Origin of the sequence: Chroococcus sp. FPU101 (assembly GCF_017312365.1) — a bacterium.
Classification (GTDB): Bacteria; Cyanobacteriota; Cyanobacteriia; order Cyanobacteriales; family Microcystaceae; genus Chroococcus.
Map to the genome: position 1 here is coordinate 29,113 of NZ_BLJI01000006.1, position 18,817 is coordinate 47,929.

Sequence of the window (18,817 nt, forward strand, 5' to 3'; positions counted from 1 at the left end):
TGTTCTTTAAGAAATGAACTACGATTTTTCAAAGGCGATAGCCTTCTACTGATTCAAAAATTTTTGAATAGTTGTATATATGAGTGACTGGATCAGATCTAAGTTTTTATACGCTTCTTCTGATTCATTTTCAGTTAGTAGTAGGCGTAATGTTTTAAGCGAATCATGAATCAATAGTAAATTTGCGTACAGGTGGCGATCACTCTTTAGCGTGGGTAACTCTTTATCGAGGGCGGTTCGTCTTATCCATTCTGATACATTTGTCCCTCCTCGTAATGCTTTTTGATTTAACCTTTCCTTTTCCTGAAGAGTTACCCTTACGATTACAATCTCGGTTTTTTTTGTACTACTTTTGTCTTTCTCTATCATACAAACGTCTTACAACTGTAGTTTTTAGTAATCACTTCCAAAAGTCGAGCTTGGCGATCATCTGTCTATTTCTCGGTGGGAGAGGGTGAAAATGTATATACAAAGTCCTTGCTCGCTAGGGTCTTTCACCAATACATCAGTACCTAGCCTCGTCTCCATCCGAGAAACCGAAGTAGCATAGAATAGCGTTATAAAAGCGTTACTTAGCAATCACGATTAATTAGTAGGCTTATTGAAACCAGTTATTAAATGAAATCCAGGGTTGTTAGTAGTTAGATTGAGTTTATTATACCCAAAAATGTCTTTGTAGAGAGATGTACAGCCGATGGTAGGGAATAAAGTTTCGTTCAACCTTGATTTTTAAAGGGTGGTTTGGAAAAGGGTGGTTTGGTGGGATTCACGCTCACATTAACAAATATAGACAGTCTTATTAATAGACCTATGATTTGTGCCACTTGTGATTATCACCACGAAGGCTGTCTATATTTGTCCAGTTTTTTCCAAGGTAAAAAAAGAAGTAGATTCGTGGCTTCTTCTTAGCTACTTGTAGAAATAGATGATCAACTCATTCATCTTTAAACAACCGACAGGTTGATGACTTAAATTTAATCGTCATCGTCATACTTTCCAGTGTAGATTTTGACGTGATATTCAAGATAGGTTTTGTATAGCTCCTGAATATAGAGATCATTACCATTCATTTCGGCAATGTTGATGATGGCTGAATTGGTGTCTTTATCATGCCATTGGTAGATATCTTCTTTGAATTCATTGTATGAATCAAGACAGTTTTTTAACATTTCAGAAACTTCTGGTGTTCCTTCGGTAATATTAAATTTTCCATTTGCTGCTAGTACAACAAATGGGTCTTGATAGGGGTATAGTTGCTCGTTCATGTTATCTAATGTACTCACTGTTTTTCAGGTGTTATTCATCTTCAATTAAGCAACAGGTAATAATTGGGTTTATGGGTGAGTGGGTGGGTTGGTGGGTGAAAAAAGAAGTAGTTAAGGATAAGCAACTTAACTACAAAGATGGGAGAGAATCACGTTCATTTTTAAACAACCGACAGGTTGCTCTTTAGGGGTGGGTGGGTGTGGGTTTTTAAAACTCAACCTCTTAGAAATGAAGTTGAGTTTTTTGTTAATTATTTGAGTGCAAAGTTAAATACTGTGGTATCACTTTGTTGTTTCTGTTGGTTTTCTCGCGCTTGTTTTAAGTAGTAGTAGTACAGTTCGCGGATATGGTTTTCATCGCGTACCCACATAACATTATCAAGAATAAGTTTAACTAATTCTGAATACGAAAGTTCTCCGAATTGTTTCTGAAATTCGGTTTTGAAAGCTTTCCAGTCAAACTTTTTATCTTCAGCGCGATATTGTTTTTTAAGGCGACGACCTAAAACTTCTTGGGCAACATAGAATGCCATTCTTTGTTGTTCGGTTTCTTTGTTGAAGCAAAGGGTCATCAGGTTAACAGTATTCATTTTTTTTTCTCCTGTTTATTTACAGAATATTTTCACTCTCATTGAACCGACAGGTTCTTATTTATTTTTCGGGTGGGTGGGTGGCTATCATCTATTTATCGATTTGGATCAATATTTTTTTTATCTTTTTTTGCTTATGTATAACTTTTTAATATTTATTTATTTAGAAATACATGATAATATTTATATATTTTCTTAGAAATTTAATTTGTTGGAAAACTTTATCAATTTGTTTTTCTGGTTTTGGGTGCTAGTCTAGCGTAGAAATGACGTTTAAATAACGCGATTTTACTATAGTTCATTAATACTGATTTTTGAGAGTGTGTAGTATGAAGAAAACCAAACGTATTACCGTGTATTATCAAGAAGGAGATGTAATCGATCAAGTGGTTACACACATTAAGCAGAGTAAGGGGAGCCAAAGTATTAGTGCGCTTTTGACGGAGATTTTACTGACCCGATACGGGCCGTTGGTGCAGGAGATGAGTCAATGCCGAGCCAGAGAATGTGCGATTACCTGTGAGAGTTGGGGAAAATTGATTAGAGAGGAATGGGGTTTAGAGACATCTTCTGTTTCTATTAGAGAGACAGATAAGTTAGTCTCGCGTGACTTGCCTAAAGATAAGTATGTTGAAGATGAAGAAGAAGTTGATGTGGCTCAATTGAATCTGAATATTATGAATCTATTTCGAGATGGGGGGAATTGATGAAAGTTCGTCTTGGAATTGATGTGGGAACATCGATGATTAAGGTGTTGTATGGAGTTAACGATGGGGAACAGAAGCTTGAGTATATTGCCCTGTCGCCTGAAGTAATGGCGGTTGATGCGTCATTGATTACGGAAATGATGACCATCAGTGGTAGTGATTTTGTCAAACCCGAACATCAGGCGATTATCAGGTTAGGGAAAGGATTAGATGGTTTTTTTGTAGGACGGATGGCTCAAGAACAGAGGGTCAGTGTGGCGATGAAGCCATTGAAGACCTCATCGTTAATTCCGAAAATTCTAGCAGCTTTAGGAGTGATTGCTCATCGGTTGGACTGTTGGAGTTTTTCGGTTTCATTAATGTTGTTATTGCCTTTAAGTGAAGATCTTGAGGCGACGCGAATTGTATGCCAACTCAAAGCAATCCGACAGTTTTATTTCAGGGACAAATTATGTAAGATATCTTGGACGGCGTTTTGTTGTTACCCTGAAGGATTGGGTTTGTTGTTGAGTGAAAGAGATTTTGAGGGGACGCTTATTGGCTTTCAGTTTGGTTATCGTAATACCTCATTATTGGTTTTAGAGGACGGTTCACTCAATAGGAGCAAGAGTAGTACAACGCTGTATGGTTTTCATGACTGTTTGGACAAAATTGCCTATCGAATACCTGGATGCGATCGTGAACTGTTACAGAGTGCAATCATCACTTCATCGAAGATGAATTATGACGGAAAACAGTGGTTTAATAAGTCTTACAGTCATCTAGCTCTCAGGGAAGCTCACATGAACGAGTATCAGATCTCGATTCTAGATGAAGCATGGTCAAGTGGATTAAAGCTATACTGGCAGCTTTTAGAGCAAAGTTGGTTAAAGGATCGCTTACCGTCATCTGTAGAGCGAGTTGTTATTGGCGGTGGTGCTTCGGTTTTTATCTCCCCATATCTTAAAGAGTACCTGCGTTCTGTCGTTCCAGGGGTGATGTGTGATCTTGGAATCACGCTCTTGCGGTTGAATTGCCTCCTTTTAAAAATGATCAACGGGCAACCGAACAAAATTTCTCTCTTAGATTTCTCGATCTGTGGAAGTTGTTGGAGTTTAACCGAAGGGCGAGTAATTGATAATTTTCCACAAATTGTGGAATTTTTTGATTTCGCCTAAAGCTTAAAAAGCTTACACGAGAAAGGAAGACTTCGGCACTCCGCAGGAACTCGCGCAAAGCGATCGCGCATTGACCCAATTGTACATCACAGTATACGAAGACTGGCTCATCAACGTTCGCTGACCGACTAATTAAGCCACCCAATCTTTACACAATAACTCAGCTTGTTGTAAAACTGTAATCGTAGCTTTCTCCTGCTTATCAGGAGGATAACCATACTTTTTCAATAGCCGTTTTACGGTCACTCGTAATTTAGCCCTGACTGTCTCCTTTACTGTCCAATCAATCGTTAGATTACTACGGATGGCTTTGACTAAATCACGGGCGATCGCTTTTAGGGTTTCATCGCCTAAGATTTGAACGGCACTATCATTGACCTCTAGAGCATCATAAAAAGCAATTTCATCTTCGGTTAATCCTAAATCTTCTCCTCGTTTCTGGGCTTCTCGCATCTCTAGAGCCAGTTCGATTAATTCATGGATGACTTGGGCGGTTTCGATAGAACGGTTCTGATAACGTATGATGGTATTTTCCAGCATTTCACGGAAAGAACGAGACTGGATCAGATTTTTGCGGGAACGAGTCTTAATCTCGTCGTTAAGGAGCTTCTGGAGCATTTCTAGAGCAAGATTTTTATGGGGTAGACCCCTTACTTCTTCAAGGAATTCATCGGAGAGAATGGCGATGTTGGGGTTTTTCAATCCTGCGGCGGCGAAGATATCGATGACTTCCTCGCTGGCAACGGCTTTGGAAACGATTTGACGGACGGCAGAATCGATATCACTGGGACTTTTGCCGCTAGTGGTGGTGTGTTTAACCATTGCCGCTTTGATGCCTTGAAAGAAACCAACTTCATCTCGGAGGGCGATCGCTTTATCGGTACTGCTCACTAAAGCAAAGGCTTGGGAAAGTTCGGTAACGGCTTTGATATAACGTTCTTTGCCGTCTTCAAGTCTGAGGATATGGTCGAGGGCAGCAGGAATGATATTGAGGCGTTCGCTGGGAGTTCCTGTAAAGAATTGCTGGTAGTCGAAACCGTGATACATCCCTTGAATGATTTCATATTTTTCCTGCAAAAGTCCTAACACTTCTTCGGTGGGAATGGCTGTATCTTCTTTATCGCTTTCGGTGTAGTCTTTGAGGGCCTCTCGCAGTTGTTCGGCAATACCAAGATAATCTACAACTAAACCCCCTGGTTTATCTTTGAAAACTCGGTTGACTCTAGCGATGGCTTGCATCAGTCCGTGTCCCTGCATTGGTTTATCGACATAGAGGGTATGGAGGCAAGGGGCATCAAATCCTGTTAACCACATATCTCGTACTATGACCAGTTTCATTTCATCGTCGGGTTTTTTAAAGCGTTTGGCGAGGTCTTTTCGCGCTTTCTTGCTTCTGATGTGGGGTTGCATTTTCGCTTCATCGGCGGCTGAACCTGTCATGACGACTTTAAGAGTGCCTTTATCGTCATCATTATGATGCCATTCGGGTCTAAGTTGGATAATGGCGTTGTAGAGGTCTGCACAGATACGGCGACTCATACAGACTATCATTCCTTTCCCATCAATGCTGGCTAAACGGTTCTCAAAGTGAGTCACGATATCAAGGGCGACTTGTTGGATACGTTTTTCTGAACCGACAAGGGCTTCGAGTCTAGCCCATTTGCTTTTTAGTTTTTCTTTAGTAAATTCTTCTTCATCTTCAGTGATTTCTTCAAATTCTGGATCAATATTGGGCTTTTCTGAAGCTTCAAGTTCGAGTTTGGCAAGTCTTCCTTCATAGTAAATTCTAACGGTGGCTTCATCCTCTACGGCTCTTTGAATATCGTAGATGTCGATGTAGTCTCCAAATACGGCAGGAGTGTTAATATCGGTAGCTTCGATGGGAGTTCCTGTAAAACCGATGAAGGAGGCGTTAGGGATAGCATCACGGAGATATTTTGCGTAACCGTAAGTAATACGAGCTTCATCATCTTTGGTTGTAACTTTGGCTTTAAGTCCGTATTGGCTACGATGGGCTTCATCAGCAATGAGGACGATATTTCTGCGGTCTGAGAGTTGGGGATAGGAAATGCCTGTATCGGGGGCGAATTTCTGAATCGTGGTAAAGACGATACCGCCAGAGGCGACTTGTAGTAATTCTTGAAGATTTTCTCTATTTTCGGCTTGAGTGGGAGTTTGACGCAATAAGTCACTACAAATGGAAAAAGTGTTAAACAGTTGGTCGTCTAAGTCGTTTCTATCAGTGAGGATGACTAAAGTTGGGTTTTCCATTTCGCTTTGCTGAACAATTTTTCCTGCATAGAACGCCATTGTTAAGCTTTTACCGCTTCCTTGAGTATGCCAGACAACGCCAACTTTTTTATCTCCATCGGGTTGAGTAGCTTCTATTGTGGCTGCTACAGCTTTATTAACGGCGTGGTATTGGTGATAGCCTGCCATTTTTTTAGTAATGATGTCGCCGTCTACTTCAAAGACGATGAAGTAACGCAGTAAGTCGAGGAGGACAGTTTTTGTAAAGATACCTTTAATGACGGTTTCAAGTTCGGCGGTTCCTTTTAGGGCGATGGTTTGACCGTCGATGGTTCGCCAGGGCATGAAACGTTCCCAGTCGGCGGTTAGAGTTCCTACTCTAGCTTCGGTTCCATCGGAGATGACTAAGATTTCGTTAGTGGGAAAGAGACAGGGAATTTCGGCTTTATAGGTTTGTAGTTGGTTGAATGCACCTCGAATTGTCGCGTTTTCATCGGTGGGGTTTTTCAGTTCGATAACGGCGATGGGTAAACCGTTGATGAAGATGACGACATCGGGACGGCGGTTATATTTGCCTTCAATGACGGTAAATTGATTGAGGGCTAACCAGTCGTTGTTATCGGGGTTGTGGAAGTCGATTAACCAGACTTTATCGTATACTGTTCGTCCGTCTTTTTGGTAGTTAACATCTATGCCATCGGTAAGGAATTTGTGAAAGCGTCGGTTATTTTCATAAAGGTTGGGGCTTTCGGTTCGAGTCAGTTTTTTGATTGCGTCTTCGATGGCTGAAGCAGGAATCTTGGGGTTGATGGATTGAAGGGCATTTTCTAGGCGTTGAGTGAGGATGACATCGCTATAAGTTTGTCTCTCGGCGTTGGGTTCGTTAGGGGCCAGAGCGCAAGCGTTGAAGGTGATGTATCCGAGTTCGGTTAACCAATGAAGGGCGGCTTGTTCTACGATGTCTTCGGTGAAAGAGTTCATAAAAATATTAAAGTTACGCAAGATAATTGGCTAAAAACTCATTAATCCCTTTAATCATTACTTCAACATCAGAACGATTAAACTGGTCAAATTCTCCATGAGCCGCTTTATTACGAATATCTGCCCATGCTCTAAGCTGTTTAGCTTTTAACTCATTAAATACACCAGCTTTTTTAAGTTCATCAATTAAAGGGTTTAAAGTTAGCTTTTCTCCTTTACTATTAACTGTTGATATAGGATGAGCTTGTTTGGAGCAAAGCGTTCGTAATTCTTTTTCTAAAACTGCTCCAGCTAAGACTGCTGCTGGTACATGATCATATTTACCAGTTTGTCCTTCAGCTAATAGTTGTTCTGCTTGCCCCATATAATCTGATGCCATCTCAGCTTCAATTTTGATTTCTAAATCATCTAAATATCCTTTCTCAAAATCTTCTTTTAGAGCTTTAAGAATAGACATTAAATTATAAAGCTCACTTTCGATACTCCAAGATGTATCTGAATCATCAAGAATTTTTCTATGAACACTCTTGAGAGGAAGAATCTGTTCTAATAATGATCTACAATTAAGCTTCCATTGTAAGAAATTTTGATAGTTGATTTTTTTTGTTTCAGGTATTTCAACCAAAGAGTCATAACCATAAGTAAAAGGTTTTTGATAGTATTTTGCTGGTATAATTTCAACATCTTGTGCAATTTCTTCTCCTTTCGTAATCAGTTCATCGAACCGAGAAAGATATTTACCACGTAAATTTTGAGGTAACATATTTTACGCTACTGCCTCCAATAATTTTTCTGCTTCCTTAACCCGTATCTCTCCTGAAATTAATTTGGATAATAGAATATCTCGTAGGTTAGTGAGAGTTTCTGATTGTTCATCATTTTTCTCTATTTTAATTGAAATTAAATTGGCAAGTTTTTCAAAGTTCCGTAAAAGTTTCTCATTAGGTAATAAAATATCAATTATAGAAAAATGTCCTTTATTTAAAATTGGCACTGCTGAACCTCCCCCTGCTAAATTAAGTAATTCTATTTTACGACTACTCAAATTATAATAAACATATTCTTTTGAATATTTTTTATATACAATAATTGAATTAATTTGTTGATTAGTTACAGAACTTCTGGCAGTACAAGTAACTTTACCCATGTCTGAACCTATACAAGAAACTAATATTGATTCAGCAGGAATCTGAGCAGTTTGTACTGAATTTGCACCTTCTTTTGTTAAATAACGTGCAGTTTTTCTCATTATTTTTCTACCATCCATGTCACTAGGAGTTATAAAAGGTATATTGCCACCAAAGTATTTAGAGATTTTTGTTGATGGAGTTTTCCCTGTTACAATTTTTCCTAAATCAGAAATAGTACCAACCCTCCACCCTTTCGGAATTAACCCTAAAGCAGACTCCTCAAAACTATCAGGGAACACCTCAGCCGTTGCTGCATCCATTCCTACAGGTTGTCTTCCTTCCATCTTTGCTCTTACAGGGTCAAAATCGACAAACCAAGATTTAAAAATAGCCCTCGCCATTGCTTCTAAGGTTTGGTTCATCTGTTGATTGAGTTCGATTTTGTCATCGAGTGTTCCGAGGATGTGGGCAATGGCTTCTTGTTCGGGGAGTGGAGGGAAGGGAACTGGTAATTTAGCTAAATCACTACCTCTAATTCCTGCGGCTGCCACTTGTTCTACAATGCTGTCAATCGCTTGACGACCCAAAATAGAATTAAAAAAATAGTAATAGAACTGGGGACACGCAATATTTTTATTTAATCTGGCACGAATAATATGAGATTCCCAAGTTACACTTTCTGAATCTCCTAAGAAAATAGAACATTTTCCAGCACCAGAACGAACAAGAGACTGTCTTGCAAATAACAGATCATTTGGCTCTAATAAATAACTATTTGCTTCTTTCTGAGACAAAGGGACTCTACCCATCCTGATATTATTAATCCTTGAATAAGCAAAAATTTCTCCCATATTAATCATTTTTACTCCTAAGCCTCTTACTGATTTAGGACGGGTTAGCCCATTTCGTAAAGACACAGAAAAAAGTTTTTCAAACTGTAAAAACGTATTAAAACCCATATCCCAACCCTCGCAAATTCTGACGTATTTCAGCTTCTAACTTAGCTAATTTCTTAACTTTAACCATTCCAATACTCCTGTGAAATTTGTGCTATAGCTGTTTCTAATGGGGGTAAGTAATTCTCGACTACATCCCAAACAATATCTAAATCAATACTTAGATATTCATGAGCTAATCTATTTCTGAAGCCGACTATTTTCCCCCAAAGAATTTCTGGATGTGCTTCTTTCCACTCGGAGGGTAATTTTTTGACTGACTCACTCATTACTTCAAGATTTCTAATCACAGCATCTTGAGTTTTCAGGTCTTCGTAAAAAATGTTTTTTCCCTCAACCGTATACTGTTTAATTCTCTCTATACAGTCTCTAATGTGTATTAAATAAATTCTATTTTCTTTCATAAATTAATGGCCTCTTTAAATATTTTATCTCGGATAAAGTAATGTAAAGATTTGGCGGTTACTACATCTACTTTTTTATTCAATAAATTTTCTAAATCCTCAATTAATCCTACTGGAAACCAGGGTGTTATCTTGTCCAAATCATAATCAATCAAAAAATCGATATCGCTTTCTTCGGTTTCTTCACCTCTAGCAACCGAACCAAAAACTCGTATATTATAAGCTCCATGTTTAGCTGCTATCTGAAGGATTTCTTCTCGTTTTTCTAATAATAAGTTTTTAGATGTCATAGCCCAATCCTCTTAGATTTTCTCTAATTTCTGCTTCTAGTTTAGAACTTTCGTTAAACTGTTCCCCTAACAATTTCGTTAACCGTTCCATTTTTTCCTCAAACGGTTCATCATCTTCTTCTATTGCTTCTGCACCCACATATCGCCCAGGAGTCAACACATAACTATGTCCTTTGATTTCATCCCAAGTTGCACTCTTACAGAAACCCGCTATATCTTCATACTCACTTTTACCTGAACCACGCCAATTATGATAGGTTTCGGCAATACGGTTAATCTCGGCTTCCGTTAACTCCCGATGTACTCTATCGATTAATACTCCCATCTTCCGCGCATCGATAAATAATGTTTCTCCTGTACGCTTGCGGAACTTGCCATTATTTTTATTCCTCGTCAAAAACCACAGACAAGCAGGAATCTGGGTATTGTAGAATAACTGCCCAGGTAAAGCGACCATACAATCAACAAGATCCGCATCAACGATCGCTTTTCTGATTTCTCCTTCTCCCGACTGGTTAGAACTCATCGAACCATTCGCTAAAACAAACCCTGCATAACCGTTCGGATGAAGATGACTAATCATGTGCTGTATCCAAGCATAGTTCGCATTCCCCGCAGGTGGTGTTCCATATGAAAAGCGACTATCTTCGGTTAATCCTTCTCCACCCCAAGCACTCATGTTAAAGGGAGGATTCGCAATAATAAAATCTGCTTTTAAATCTTTATGTAAATCATGGCGGAAACTATCGGCATTATTTGACCCCAAATTACAATCGATTCCTCTGATAGCAAGGTTCATCTTACAGAGTTTCCAGGTTGTCGGGTTCGATTCTTGCCCATAAATGGAAATATCGCCAATTCTTCCCCCGTGTGCTTCGACGAACTTCTCAGATTGAACGAACATCCCCCCACTGCCACAGCAAGGATCATAAATTCTACCTTTGTAGGGTTCTAGCATCTCGACTAATACTTTGACGACGCAAGTCGGTGTGTAAAACTGACCGCCTTTTTTTCCTTCTGCACTGGCAAACTGTCCTAAAAAATACTCGTAAACCCGCCCTAGAATATCTTTAGAGCGATTAGCCGCATCCCCTAAACCCATCGTACCGATTAAGTCGATTAACCGCCCCAGAAGGGTTTTATCGAGGTCTGGACGACCGTAATCTTTCGGTAAAACGCCTTTTAAAGATGGGTTTTCCTTTTCAATTGCTGCCATTCCATCATCAACTAACTTACCGATTTCGGGTTTTTTCGCATTACTTTGTAGATAAGACCATCTCGCCTCAAGAGGAACCCAGAAGATATTTTCTGCGAGATACTCATCTCTATCTTCGGGGTTGGCGTATTCATCTTCAAAGAGTTTGTCATAGATTTCCTCGAAAGCGTCGGAGATGTATTTAAGAAAAATTAACCCTAGAACAACGTGCTTATAGTCAGCAGCATCCATATGTCCCCGTTGTTCATCGGCGGCTTTCCATAATATTTCTTCAAGTCCTAGTTTTGCACTACTGTTGGCTTTCGGGGTTTCGGCTTTGGAGCGAGGCATTCAATAATTTCCTATCGTGGAGAAAAATACTGCTCTATTAAATCTATTCCCTGAGTTCCCATCTGCTGTAACTGTTGCTCAATCAACCTAAGAGCCATCGGTAAAGGTTGAGTTTTTCCGTTTTCCCAACGATTGACCGTTTGAAAGGATACTCCCAACTGTTGAGCAAACTGGATTTGAGTTAAACCCATCCTTGAACGAGTTTCACGGACTAATAAGGCGAGATTGGGGGATTGAGACACAGATATAAGAGTTAGGGAACAATTGCAGACTTAATTCTAGATTACGCTAACAGGTGTTATATCGCACATGGTATATTTACGGAATTTTTATCCCATCAAGTCAACGATTTATGAATTTTTGTAATCACAATAAAAGTTTTTCATGATTGTCTAATAGCTATCTCGAACACTCTTCAAACCAAGTTAAAAAAAGTTTAATAAGTATAGAAATCTGGAATTTTTAGTTAAGAAATGGAAAAAAATAACCCATTTCTAACTAGAAAAATTAGACAATATTTAAAGAAAAATCACAACATAAACAAAAAGAACAACGGCAACTTTTATCCATTTAGCTAACTTAATCCGAGGACAGATAACCAGAGCAACAACAGCTAATAAAACTGAAAGAATCAATCCTTTCTCAGTTTCAGAAAACAGTAAAGTGATTGACAAAAAAGCAGAAATGCCTGTTATTGCCCAACTCAAAAACTGTTCAATCTGGTCAACATCTTGGCGAAATCTTGAAGCCATAATTTAATTGGTATCCTTCACTGAACCAATCATATAATACAATGCCAAAAAATCCGCATTTCTTTTATGAAACCTTTAACCATTTTTTTATTACTTGGAGCGACAATTGCTGTTGTTTCCTGTAGTCCCAACTCCAACCAGAAGGCAACTTCCAACTTAGCTCCAGCTTCAACCCCGACCACATCTAGTAACGCCACTTCACCAATTCCCGACGAAATCAAACAAGCCGTTAAAAATCTTCCTCCCATTTCTCGGATTACTTGGAAAATGTGTAACACCACCGATCTCACTGAGGAATGCACTAAGGAGCCAAAAGTAACGGAGCATTGGGGGAAAGTACAAGAAATTAAAGTCGTTAAAATTCCAGCTTATTCGAGGGAACTGGTTCAAGCACACGTCAAATCACAAGGCTGTTTTGGCTATTATGGAGAAGCTCAACCAGAAGCTTGGTATCCAGTGGGTGGACAAACCTACGAAGTCAAAGGCAAAGTAGCTTCAGCAAGCCTTGTGGAATCGCGCTTACTCACCGACCAAGAAAAAGAAATTCTGCTCTTGCGTCAAAAAATTACTGGCACAGGGTTAGTCGGAGCAACGTGTAATCCTTCAAATTCCTAAAACCTTCCTAATTCACCTGCTGATAGCCTCGCTTTTCTCGTCGCTGCTGTAGCTTATGGTAAGTCTGTAAACCCGATTGATAATCTTGGCAGTTCTCATCTTTAGATTTACCAAACCCTCTCGTCATCGCACTGCCCCAAGTTTTTGTAATCATCCATTCACCATAGATGTTTTGGCAAAGGGTTAAAGTGTAGAATCGCGTATTCCTTTGCCATTTTGAGTGGAGCCATTTGTCATATTCGTAGGAAATCTCCATAGAACAGATCATAGATGCTATATAACTGTATTTTACGATTTAGACCAAAACCAAACTCTTATTTTTCGCTGATTCCTAATCCACAAAATCCAGCATAGCCGATCGCTATTGCCTCACTTCCCACTTGGGAGGTCAAACGCTTGAGATCAAATAATAGCTGAATCGTTTCGGCGACTTCTCTTTGATCGGCTTTTGGCGAACCAAGATGACTTTTCCAGGTGGCACGATAGAGCAATACTGGAAAAACCCGACATTGACGATAGACAACTAAATTAATCACACCCAATGCTTGCAGACTAGAAGATCCAGAAGCAAAATTCGCATTGATAAACGGTTTTTCGAGTGCTACGTGATGGGGCTGAAATTGCCTGACTAATTCCGTCAAATCTGACTCGATTTCTACCAGTCGTTGGGGCAAAGGAGACTTGGCTTCAGTTTCAATTAACCCATAATCAACCACCATAGGATGCTCATTTTCCCTCCCTTTTAAAATCGACCATCCCAACTGCCTTAAACTCGGTCGAATTCCGAGCCAAATCTTCTCCCGTTGGGAGGAATGGGATTGTTGTGAGGGCAGCTTATTTTCAGTAGAAATAGAGGGGTCGCTTGCCCCTTGATCTAATAATCTCGCATAGGCTTCAACTTGTTCAATAAATACTTCTGGCACTCGCAAAGCTTTGGTGGGCTGATGTAGCCACTTAGAAATTAGTTTTGGAAGATGGTCGGTTCTCGGAGAAAAATTTGGCATCGAATGCTTTGTACATTGCATATAGCCCAATTTTAACCCAACGCTCAAAACGGCAAAGTTTGAGACTGGAAGCATAACTTTTCCGTGACGGAAGATATATGCTTCTAATACACCACCGAAAACTTATGCTTCCAATTTTTAGAACCTTGACAAAAAGCTCTATTTCTTATAAAAAAGAGAAATTAAAATTAAACGGTCGTTGTTAAAGATTGTAAAGCTTTTTGAAAAGCAGCCCTAACTTGTTTGTAACGCAAGTATCCTGGTTTGTAAGCAACTGGGCAATTTGTTGTTTGGTAGGATATTGACCCTGTTGATAAACAGTTAAGGTAATCTGTCTAATTTCCTCACAACACTGCTCGATAGCAGAGTAATGAAGGGTATGCTGATACTGACGACGCTTATCGACTAGAGCTTTACACAAGTCGGGAAACTGACGACTAATAAGTTTTCTATCAAGTCCGAGGCTAAGAGCGATTTCTTTAGTAGTAGGAGGTAATTCTGAAGGCGATGAGACAAAGCATTGTACAGAGCTTGTTCTACTCGATGTTTATCAAAAGTACGAGCCGATACACGCTGTTTATTATCAAATGCAATTGGCACACTAGCTTTAGGAGTAAGGCTTGAACAATCAAGCTCTTGAGTAAGGAGTTCCTTTAAAGAAATATCTAGTAGGTAAGAAATTTGAAGTAAAGCCTGAAAAGAGGGAAAAACTTGACCCCTATCCCAACCCCATACCGTATTTTTCGGCATTTTAAGTAATAAGGTAGCTTAAAGTTCCGTAAATATATGATATATAAGAAAATACACATTGTCGTAATATAAATATATGATGCTCATAATTTACTAATATTTATTTTGTGAAAGATTCCCTTAATCTAGCTTTGTTAGTTAAGCTAAAACGAAAATAAATAGGATGTTAAGCAACAAATTTATTGAATGTTTATTAATAGTTTTCTTATGTCTAAATATTCATTTGACCGCATAGAACCAAAACAATTTGAAGCAATGTGCCAAGCTCTTTTAGAAAAAACATATAGGGCTAGTGGTAACTTAATACAATTTGGAGATGGTCAAGATGGTGGGAGAGAAGCTACGTGGACGCAACCCATTGAGCATCAAAACTATACTCGGCCTGTTAATGAAATAGAAAATGTACCGAAAGAATGGGTTTTTCAGGTAAAATACCATGATATTTCTCAGCGAGGTTGGGAAAAAGCACGTGATGCAATCATTGATGATTTAGCAAAAGAGTTAAATAAAATTGTTAATAAACATCAAGTTCCATGTCATGCTTATGTGATGATTACTAATGTTCCTTTTACTGGAGTAAGAAATGTTGGTACTCGTGACAAAATTACAATAATTGCCGAACAATGGAAGCAGCAGATTCCAGAAGTTTATGTATGGGATGCAGCAGATATATCTCGTATGCTTGATACCAATAAAGATGTTCGTACTGCCTATTTAGATTCCATTTTGCCAGGCGATATATTAAAAGCTATATATCAAGGTATAAATTTCCAGAATGATCGTAAAAAAAGTGCTTTTCAAACTTACCTGAAGTTTATCTTAGACTGTGAAAAATCAGCAAGAGCGCAAGAAGCAGGAGATGAACAAAATCTACCTCTATTAGAAGTTTTTATAGACTTTACGCTAACTTTATTAAACTTTGAAAGTCTACTAGAAAATAGCAGAAACATCAAACTAAATCGGAATACTTCAGCAATTGGATTGTTTTCAGAACAATATTCTCCCTTTTTTCCAAATGATTGGTCGCAAGTTAGAGCCTCTAAGGCCTTGTTTCTCTTAGATTCTGACTTTACATTGTTTCTAGGAGGGCCTGGATTAGGCAAAAGTACCCTTACTCAATTTTTGTCTTTATATCAAGCGGCGCGTATAATTGAACCTGATGTTGCTTTATCCCTTGCAAAACGTCTGAAACTTCCTCAAGGGATAGATACGGAAAATCTAGATTCTTATGTTAATCCACGTTTTCCATTTCGGGTTGAGCTACGACGCTATGCAAAATGGATGAGTGAGAAATTTGATAATGGGTGTGAATCTTATTTAGCCCTTTACATTGTTGAAAAATTAATTAATGAAAACACTTCATCGAATCTTGGAATGGATGATATTTTTGGATTAGCATCAACCGATCCAATTTTATTGATTCTTGACGGTCTAGATGAAGTTCCGAATATAGAAACTCGACAAAAAATCATAGAAAATTTAAGAATTTTTGTGAATCGTGTTGAAGCAGAAAAAGGGGACTTACAAGTTATACTATCTAGTCGCCCTAATGGATATTCTGGCGAATTTGACGAATTTAAGCCCGTTACTTGGAAGCTTAATGAACTTGAAAGACCAGATTTTGACGAATATTGTGAACAATGGCTGAAACAAAGAATTCCTTCTGCTGAAGAACGACGTGAAGCAAAAGAAAGAATCGAAGCTGGTATGGAATCCGAAGCAGTACAAAGGTTAGCTCGATCACTACTACAAGCAACTGTAATTTTAACTATCGTTCGTCGTAAGATTCAGATTCCTCATCAAAAGCATTTACTCTATAAAACCTATGTCGAGGTAATTTTTGCGCGAGAGAAAGAAAAAACACCACTTGTAAGCAAGTGGGAAAATGAGCTATTAAAACTTCACGAACGAGTTGGTTTTGAACTGCATCGAAAAATGGAACAGTCTCGAATTCAAGCTTTAAACGACCAAGATTTTCATTATTATATTTATGATGTTTTAGAGGACTGTCCTGTCACTAAATTTGGAACGACAACTCTTGGAAATATTGCACAAGAAATTATTGAAATGGCAACAGATCGACTTTGTTTATTGGTCGGCAAAGGAGAAAAGCAAACAGAAATTGATTTTGTCTTACAACAGTATCGAGAATATTTTGCGGCATCTTATTTAACAAATCATCCTGATGCCGATTCAGATCTTGTTTTTTTTACGTTAATCAAGCGTGGTGCTTATTGGTCTTATGTACTTCAATTTTATGTTGCTCAAGCTCACCCAAATCAACAAATGAGTTGGCTTAACTATGTTGATGACCAAGATGAAATTATTAATAAAACTATAGCATCTAGAGCTATTTTGAATATTTTACCTGAGTTTAAATCTACAAGACCAAAAGATTTTGAACGTGCTTTTAAAAGCATCTTTGATAAAAAAATTAGATGGACATGGCTAGAACAAGAATCAATAATAGATATTTTACAAGTAATTCGTTCTGGCTCTGCTTTTACAAATGTCTGGAAATGGCTGGATGATCTTTCAATAGAAGATCAAGGAAATTTAGAAACTGAACTTTGGCTTTTAGGTCGAATACATTCGCTTAATACTCCTTTTTTGCCAGTCAAAGAATTTGAAAGTAAAATTCAGGAACTTTTGCAACAAGATCAGACAAAAAGTAGTGCTATTCTAGCTTGTTTTAATAATAATTTAATAATTGATTTATCATTTTGTAACTTTTCAGAGCTTGAATTAGTGTTTGAAAAAATTTATTATACAACTAGACTCACCGATTATCGAACAGAAAAACATAAAGAATTTGATAATATTATCTCATCTCAGAATCCAATAAAGTTATGCGAACTTCTATGTTGTAGTTTTTTAGGAAAATTTACTACAATAAACTTACTTTCATCTGAAAGCTTAGAATTATCCCTTTTACAAAATTCAGTAAAACTACGATTAAATTCTTATTTAACTGGAAAATTTTTAACAAAATCTGATTTAGAATTTTTAAATTTAGCTCAGATAGAAACTGATAATATATATGTTAATTATTTACAGAATTTGATAGATGCTACGAAAAATTTAACCGATAGTGTCCTTGATCAAAAAACTAGAGATTTAGAAGAGAAAATTACTGATAAATACTCCTTAATGTCTGTGTGGAGTACAGATAATATTTTAGGGCCTAGTATTACAGCTTTTAGTTCTATAGATGATTGGCAGTTGTTCAGACAAAAACTTACTAAACTCTTGACTGACGAGCAAGATTGGTGTACAAATAGCGTAGATTTTAATAATTTACCTCATCTGTGGCCTGTATTATTCTTTCATCCTAATCACTGGTCACTGCTCGTAGAAAAAAGTTTAATTACAGAGGAGGAATATCAGCTGCTTCTAAAATCTTCTTTAGCTCTTATTCTTCAAATACCGATTATTCCTATTCATCTATTTAATGGTGGAACTATATCTAAGCATAGTACTATTATACCACTTACAAAAGTATTGAATGTTGCTTTGACAATTGCAAAAAATTATGGAATTGAATATTTGGGCGATGCTAAAGGTTTAGATGCTATTTTGTGGGGTGCTACAATAGAACAAATCACCAAAGAAGAGACTGAATCTATTTTGTATAGAGCGATGGAGCTATCCCCTCTACCTCCTATTTGGTCAGGCACATTGTTATTACTTTGTTTACATACACCGTTATTTAATATAGATATCTTGGTTGATTTTTGGGAGAAAAATCAGGAGTTGAGAATAATTTCTGTAGTTGATTCTCATCAAAATAAAAATCTTGATAAAAGCAATCTCATCAATCAACTTTTATCTAAAGATAATCAAAGTATATTGCCATTGGTTGCAGCAATTATAGCTTGTGGTGTATCAATTGATGAAGATATTCAAAACAAATTATATAAGCGATTTCTTGATGAATTAGATAATTATCTCGATAATAACAATATTATTAATCTTTTTTATTTGGCTTTACTTAATTTAAAGCCTAGTCTTGAAGAATTTGTATTTTGGCAAAACTCTGAGATTATCAAGAAAATAAGTGAATTATCCTACTACTTTATCAAAAAAATATGTCAACGTTTTTTGGAAATAAGTCATCCCAACTATCAACTTAATTATGAAAAGTTACGAGAAAAGTTGATGATTTTTATTGAGGAAAGAAATGATTTTCCTCCTGAACTGGTTTTATCTGTATTAGAGGTAATTTTGAAAATGGATGAAGCAAATCTTCCAGAACTACGAGATCAAGATTGGCAACGCACTTGATGATTGAGTTTACCTTAAAATAAGGATAAGGAGAATAGAGATAAGGGATGATAAGGATACACACATTACGAGTATAGATAGACTAACAATGATGATCGCTGTTAAAGAATTTTCATTTGCAGCCTTTCAAGTAACA

The 18,817-nt window shown here is 37.7% G+C and carries 18 protein-coding genes; 4 read left to right on the top strand and 14 right to left on the bottom strand.

Annotation, left to right across the window (positions count from 1 at the left end; all coding sequences use genetic code 11):
- Positions 1–45: 45 nt before the first annotated feature.
- The 3 genes from CFPU101_RS08095 to CFPU101_RS08105 all read right to left on the bottom strand — a co-directional run bounded on the left by CFPU101_RS08095 (position 46) and on the right by CFPU101_RS08105 (position 1,855).
- On the bottom strand, positions 46–369 hold the full coding sequence (locus tag CFPU101_RS08095) for a hypothetical protein (protein WP_206814850.1): 324 nt from the start codon (positions 367–369) through the stop codon (positions 46–48).
- A gap of 605 nt (positions 370–974) precedes the next feature.
- A complete protein-coding gene (locus CFPU101_RS08100; RefSeq protein ID WP_206814851.1) occupies positions 975–1,265 on the bottom strand; it encodes a hypothetical protein in 291 nt (96 codons plus the stop codon).
- Between the two features lie 251 nt (positions 1,266–1,516).
- Positions 1,517–1,855 carry a hypothetical protein gene (locus tag CFPU101_RS08105; RefSeq protein WP_206814852.1) on the bottom strand — a complete coding sequence of 113 codons (339 nt, stop codon included), beginning with the start codon at positions 1,853–1,855 and terminating at the stop codon, positions 1,517–1,519.
- Between the two features lie 329 nt (positions 1,856–2,184).
- Between CFPU101_RS08105 and CFPU101_RS08110 the strand changes: the two genes are divergently transcribed.
- Together CFPU101_RS08110 and CFPU101_RS08115 are read left to right on the top strand one after the other, a co-directional pair.
- Complete coding sequence (locus CFPU101_RS08110) at positions 2,185–2,562, top strand: hypothetical protein (RefSeq protein WP_206814853.1); 378 nt, start codon at positions 2,185–2,187, stop codon at positions 2,560–2,562.
- Positions 2,562–3,719 (top strand): ParM/StbA family protein, encoded by a 1,158-nt coding sequence (locus CFPU101_RS08115; RefSeq protein WP_206814854.1) that lies wholly within the window; start codon positions 2,562–2,564, stop codon positions 3,717–3,719. The genes CFPU101_RS08110 and CFPU101_RS08115 overlap by 1 nt, the downstream gene beginning before the upstream one ends.
- A gap of 132 nt (positions 3,720–3,851) precedes the next feature.
- Here CFPU101_RS08115 and CFPU101_RS08120 read toward each other — a convergent pair whose 3' ends face one another.
- From CFPU101_RS08120 to CFPU101_RS08155, 8 genes are all read right to left on the bottom strand, one after another.
- Positions 3,852–6,950, bottom strand: a complete 3,099-nt coding sequence (locus tag CFPU101_RS08120; RefSeq protein WP_206814855.1) for a type I restriction endonuclease subunit R — start codon at positions 6,948–6,950, stop codon at positions 3,852–3,854.
- A gap of 13 nt (positions 6,951–6,963) precedes the next feature.
- Positions 6,964–7,713: a DUF4145 domain-containing protein gene (locus tag CFPU101_RS08125; protein WP_206814856.1), complete on the bottom strand. Its 750-nt coding sequence runs from the start codon at positions 7,711–7,713 to the stop codon at positions 6,964–6,966.
- A gap of 3 nt (positions 7,714–7,716) precedes the next feature.
- Entirely contained in the window at positions 7,717–8,940 is a 1,224-nt protein-coding gene (locus CFPU101_RS08130; RefSeq protein ID WP_206814857.1) for a restriction endonuclease subunit S, read from the bottom strand.
- A gap of 158 nt (positions 8,941–9,098) precedes the next feature.
- Entirely contained in the window at positions 9,099–9,440 is a 342-nt protein-coding gene (locus tag CFPU101_RS08135) for a DUF86 domain-containing protein (protein ID WP_206814858.1), read from the bottom strand.
- The gene (locus tag CFPU101_RS08140; RefSeq protein ID WP_206814859.1) at positions 9,437–9,730 is read right to left on the bottom strand and encodes a nucleotidyltransferase family protein; all 294 of its coding nucleotides are present in this window, start codon (positions 9,728–9,730) and stop codon (positions 9,437–9,439) included. The genes CFPU101_RS08135 and CFPU101_RS08140 overlap by 4 nt, the downstream gene beginning before the upstream one ends.
- Positions 9,720–11,276: a class I SAM-dependent DNA methyltransferase gene (locus CFPU101_RS08145; RefSeq protein WP_206814860.1), complete on the bottom strand. Its 1,557-nt coding sequence runs from the start codon at positions 11,274–11,276 to the stop codon at positions 9,720–9,722. The genes CFPU101_RS08140 and CFPU101_RS08145 overlap by 11 nt, the downstream gene beginning before the upstream one ends.
- An 11-nt stretch (positions 11,277–11,287) precedes the next feature.
- On the bottom strand, positions 11,288–11,518 hold the full coding sequence (locus CFPU101_RS08150; protein ID WP_206814861.1) for a DNA-binding transcriptional regulator: 231 nt from the start codon (positions 11,516–11,518) through the stop codon (positions 11,288–11,290).
- 276 nt (positions 11,519–11,794) lie between these two features.
- Positions 11,795–12,028: a hypothetical protein gene (locus tag CFPU101_RS08155; RefSeq protein ID WP_206814862.1), complete on the bottom strand. Its 234-nt coding sequence runs from the start codon at positions 12,026–12,028 to the stop codon at positions 11,795–11,797.
- A 66-nt stretch (positions 12,029–12,094) separates the two neighbouring features.
- Here CFPU101_RS08155 and CFPU101_RS08160 point away from each other — a divergent pair, with 66 nt between their 5' ends.
- Positions 12,095–12,643 (top strand): hypothetical protein, encoded by a 549-nt coding sequence (locus CFPU101_RS08160; RefSeq protein ID WP_206814863.1) that lies wholly within the window; start codon positions 12,095–12,097, stop codon positions 12,641–12,643.
- A gap of 7 nt (positions 12,644–12,650) precedes the next feature.
- On the opposite strand, the gene CFPU101_RS08165 is transcribed toward CFPU101_RS08160, so the two are convergent.
- From CFPU101_RS08165 to CFPU101_RS08175, 3 genes are all read right to left on the bottom strand, one after another.
- Positions 12,651–12,899: a hypothetical protein gene (locus tag CFPU101_RS08165; protein WP_206814864.1), complete on the bottom strand. Its 249-nt coding sequence runs from the start codon at positions 12,897–12,899 to the stop codon at positions 12,651–12,653.
- 58 nt (positions 12,900–12,957) lie between these two features.
- Entirely contained in the window at positions 12,958–13,722 is a 765-nt protein-coding gene (locus tag CFPU101_RS08170; RefSeq protein ID WP_242577824.1) for a crossover junction endodeoxyribonuclease RuvC, read from the bottom strand.
- A 330-nt stretch (positions 13,723–14,052) separates the two neighbouring features.
- On the bottom strand, positions 14,053–14,397 hold the full coding sequence (locus CFPU101_RS08175; protein ID WP_206814865.1) for a hypothetical protein: 345 nt from the start codon (positions 14,395–14,397) through the stop codon (positions 14,053–14,055).
- A 207-nt stretch (positions 14,398–14,604) separates the two neighbouring features.
- Between CFPU101_RS08175 and CFPU101_RS08180 the strand changes: the two genes are divergently transcribed.
- Positions 14,605–18,681: an NACHT domain-containing NTPase gene (locus CFPU101_RS08180; RefSeq protein WP_206814866.1), complete on the top strand. Its 4,077-nt coding sequence runs from the start codon at positions 14,605–14,607 to the stop codon at positions 18,679–18,681.
- Positions 18,682–18,817 lie beyond the last annotated feature (136 nt).

Excerpts from the sequence above, each read along its gene's own strand:
- CFPU101_RS08125 (WP_206814856.1), bottom strand. The coding sequence starts at position 7,713 with ATGTTACCTCAAAATTTACGTGGTAAATATCTTTCTCGGTTCGATGAA.
- CFPU101_RS08145 (WP_206814860.1), bottom strand. The coding sequence starts at position 11,276 with ATGCCTCGCTCCAAAGCCGAAACCCCGAAAGCCAACAGTAGTGCAAAA.
- CFPU101_RS08100 (WP_206814851.1), bottom strand. The coding sequence starts at position 1,265 with ATGAACGAGCAACTATACCCCTATCAAGACCCATTTGTTGTACTAGCA.
- CFPU101_RS08110 (WP_206814853.1), top strand. The coding sequence starts at position 2,185 with ATGAAGAAAACCAAACGTATTACCGTGTATTATCAAGAAGGAGATGTA.
- CFPU101_RS08120 (WP_206814855.1), bottom strand. The coding sequence starts at position 6,950 with ATGAACTCTTTCACCGAAGACATCGTAGAACAAGCCGCCCTTCATTGG.
- CFPU101_RS08095 (WP_206814850.1), bottom strand. The coding sequence starts at position 369 with ATGATAGAGAAAGACAAAAGTAGTACAAAAAAAACCGAGATTGTAATC.
- CFPU101_RS08130 (WP_206814857.1), bottom strand. The coding sequence starts at position 8,940 with ATGATTAATATGGGAGAAATTTTTGCTTATTCAAGGATTAATAATATC.
- CFPU101_RS08160 (WP_206814863.1), top strand. The coding sequence starts at position 12,095 with ATGAAACCTTTAACCATTTTTTTATTACTTGGAGCGACAATTGCTGTT.
- CFPU101_RS08175 (WP_206814865.1), bottom strand. The coding sequence starts at position 14,397 with ATGCCGAAAAATACGGTATGGGGTTGGGATAGGGGTCAAGTTTTTCCC.
- CFPU101_RS08180 (WP_206814866.1), top strand. The coding sequence starts at position 14,605 with ATGTCTAAATATTCATTTGACCGCATAGAACCAAAACAATTTGAAGCA.
- CFPU101_RS08165 (WP_206814864.1), bottom strand. The coding sequence starts at position 12,899 with ATGGAGATTTCCTACGAATATGACAAATGGCTCCACTCAAAATGGCAA.
- CFPU101_RS08155 (WP_206814862.1), bottom strand. The coding sequence starts at position 12,028 with ATGGCTTCAAGATTTCGCCAAGATGTTGACCAGATTGAACAGTTTTTG.
- CFPU101_RS08135 (WP_206814858.1), bottom strand. The coding sequence starts at position 9,440 with ATGAAAGAAAATAGAATTTATTTAATACACATTAGAGACTGTATAGAG.
- CFPU101_RS08140 (WP_206814859.1), bottom strand. The coding sequence starts at position 9,730 with ATGACATCTAAAAACTTATTATTAGAAAAACGAGAAGAAATCCTTCAG.
- CFPU101_RS08115 (WP_206814854.1), top strand. The coding sequence starts at position 2,562 with ATGAAAGTTCGTCTTGGAATTGATGTGGGAACATCGATGATTAAGGTG.
- CFPU101_RS08170 (WP_242577824.1), bottom strand. The coding sequence starts at position 13,722 with ATGCTTCCAGTCTCAAACTTTGCCGTTTTGAGCGTTGGGTTAAAATTG.
- CFPU101_RS08105 (WP_206814852.1), bottom strand. The coding sequence starts at position 1,855 with ATGAATACTGTTAACCTGATGACCCTTTGCTTCAACAAAGAAACCGAA.